Genomic DNA, 3,000 nt, shown 5'->3' with positions numbered 1-3,000 from the left:
GAATAGCTTGCTATTCTGGAAGAGTTGCGAACGGGTGAGTAACGCGTAGGTAACCTACCTCATAGCGGGGGATAACTATTGGAAACGATAGCTAATACCGCATAAGAATACTTATTGCATGATAAGTATTTAAAAGGAACAACAGTTTCACTGTGAGATGGACCTGCGTTGTATTAGCTAGTTGGTAAGGTAACGGCTTACCAAGGCGACGATACATAGCCGACCTGAGAGGGTGATCGGCCACACTGGGACTGAGACACGGCCCAGACTCCTACGGGAGGCAGCAGTAGGGAATCTTCGGCAATGGGGGCAACCCTGACCGAGCAACGCCGCGTGAGTGAAGAAGGTTTTCGGATCGTAAAGCTCTGTTGTCAGCCAAGAATGTATGTGAGAGTGGAAAGTTCACATAGTGACGGTAACTGACCAGAAAGGGACGGCTAACTACGTGCCAGCAGCCGCGGTAATACGTAGGTCCCGAGCGTTGTCCGGATTTATTGGGCGTAAAGCGAGCGCAGGCGGTTTGATAAGTCTGAAGTAAAAGGCTGTGGCTTAACCATAGTATGCTTTGGAAACTGTTAAACTTGAGTGCAGAAGGGGAGAGTGGAATTCCATGTGTAGCGGTGAAATGCGTAGATATATGGAGGAACACCGGTGGCGAAAGCGGCTCTCTGGTCTGTAACTGACGCTGAGGCTCGAAAGCGTGGGTAGCGAACAGGATTAGATACCCTGGTAGTCCACGCCGTAAACGATGAGTGCTAGGTGTTAGACCCTTTCCGGGGTTTAGTGCCGTAGCTAACGCATTAAGCACTCCGCCTGGGGAGTACGACCGCAAGGTTGAAACTCAAAGGAATTGACGGGGGCCCGCACAAGCGGTGGAGCATGTGGTTTAATTCGAAGCAACGCGAAGAACCTTACCAGGTCTTGACATCCCTCTGACCGGCCTAGAGATAGGCTTTCTCTTCGGAGCAGAGGTGACAGGTGGTGCATGGTTGTCGTCAGCTCGTGTCGTGAGATGTTGGGTTAAGTCCCGCAACGAGCGCAACCCCTATTGTTAGTTGCCATCATTAAGTTGGGCACTCTAGCGAGACTGCCGGTAATAAACCGGAGGAAGGTGGGGATGACGTCAAATCATCATGCCCCTTATGACCTGGGCTACACACGTGCTACAATGGTTGGTACAACGAGTCGCAAGCCGGTGACGGCAAGCTAATCTCTTAAAGCCAATCTCAGTTCGGATTGTAGGCTGCAACTCGCCTACATGAAGTCGGAATCGCTAGTAATCGCGGATCAGCACGCCGCGGTGAATACGTTCCCGGGCCTTGTACACACCGCCCGTCACACCACGAGAGTTTGTAACACCCGAAGTCGGTGAGGTAACCGTTTGGAGCCAGCCGCCTAAGGTGGGATAGATGATTGGGGTGAAGTCGTAACAAGGTAGCCGTATCGGAAGGTGCGGCTGGATCACCTCCTTTCTAAGGAAATGGAAGCTTTGTTAGTCTTGTTTAGTTTTGAGGGGTCAGAAGATAGAAGTACAAGATGTACGGGGCCTTAGCTCAGCTGGGAGAGCGCCTGCTTTGCACGCAGGAGGTCAGCGGTTCGATCCCGCTAGGCTCCATTATCTAACGCTAAGTTAGATAGGATGACCATTGACAATTGAATATCTATATCAAATTCCATATAGAAATATATGAAAAAGTAACAAGAAAATAAACCGAAAACGCTGTGATTATTAATGAGTTTTCTAGTTTAGAAGAAACTAGGTTATAAGGTTAAGTTAATAAGGGCGCACGGTGGATGCCTTGGCACTAGGAGCCGATGAAGGACGTGACAAACGACGAAATGCTTTGGGGAGCTGTAAGTAAGCGCTGATCCAGAGATGTCCGAATGGGGGAACCCACTAACTCATGGTTAGTATCCCTACCTGTTAAGGGTAGAGGAGGGAAGACGCAGTGAACTGAAACATCTAAGTAGCTGCAGGAAGAGAAAGCAAAAGCGATTGCCTTAGTAGCGGCGAGCGAAACGGCAGGAGGGCAAACCGAAGAGTTTACTCTTCGGGGTTGTAGGACTGCAATGTGGACTTAAAGATTATAGAAGAAGACTTTGGGAAGAGTCGCCAAAGAGAGTAATAGCCTCGTATTCGAAATAGTCTTTATACCTAGCAGTATCCTGAGTACGGCGAGACACGTGAAATCTCGTCGGAATCTGGGAGGACCATCTCCCAACCCTAAATACTCCCTAGTGACCGATAGTGAACCAGTACCGTGAGGGAAAGGTGAAAAGCACCCCGGGAGGGGAGTGAAATAGAACCTGAAACCGTGTGCCTACAACAAGTTCGAGCCCGTTAATGGGTGAGAGCGTGCCTTTTGTAGAATGAACCGGCGAGTTACGATATGTTGCGAGGTTAAGTTGAAGAGACGGAGCCGTAGGGAAACCGAGTCTGAATAGGGCGCTATAGTAACATGTCGTAGACCCGAAACCATGTGACCTACCCATGAGCAGGTTGAAGGTGCGGTAAGACGCACTGGAGGACCGAACCAGGGCACGTTGAAAAGTGCTTGGATGACTTGTGGGTAGCGGAGAAATTCCAAACGAACTTGGAGATAGCTGGTTCTCTCCGAAATAGCTTTAGGGCTAGCGTCGATGTTAAGTCTCTTGGAGGTAGAGCACTGTTTGGGTGAGGGGTCCATCTCGGATTACCAATCTCAGATAAACTCCGAATGCCAAGTAGATATAATCGGCAGTCAGACTGCGAGTGCTAAGATCCGTAGTCGAAAGGGAAACAGCCCAGACCACCAGCTAAGGTCCCAAAATATGTGTTAAGTGGAAAAGGATGTGGGGTTGCACAGACAACTAGGATGTTAGCTTAGAAGCAGCTATTCATTCAAAGAGTGCGTAATAGCTCACTAGTCGAGTGACCCTGCGCCGAAAATGTACCGGGGCTAAAACACATTACCGAAGCTGTGGATGACACAATGTGTCATGGTAGGAGAGCGTTCTATG

Annotated in this window: 1 tRNA gene and 2 rRNA genes; all 3 read left to right on the top strand. The window is 49.5% G+C overall.

The annotated features are described in order from the left end of the window. Window positions 1–1,472: ribosomal RNA gene (locus ACVRZH_RS09915) — 16S ribosomal RNA — on the top strand; the annotation flags it as partial. Between the two features lie 70 nt (window positions 1,473–1,542). Beyond that, window positions 1,543–1,615 (top strand) — tRNA-Ala (locus ACVRZH_RS09910). Between the two features lie 152 nt (window positions 1,616–1,767). After that, window positions 1,768–3,000: ribosomal RNA gene (locus ACVRZH_RS09905) — 23S ribosomal RNA — on the top strand; the annotation flags it as partial.

The sequence above is a fragment of the Streptococcus fryi genome, from assembly GCF_053206505.1.
The sequence above is the reverse complement of the archived record's forward strand: the minus strand, read 5'-3'. Positions and strand labels throughout refer to the sequence as shown.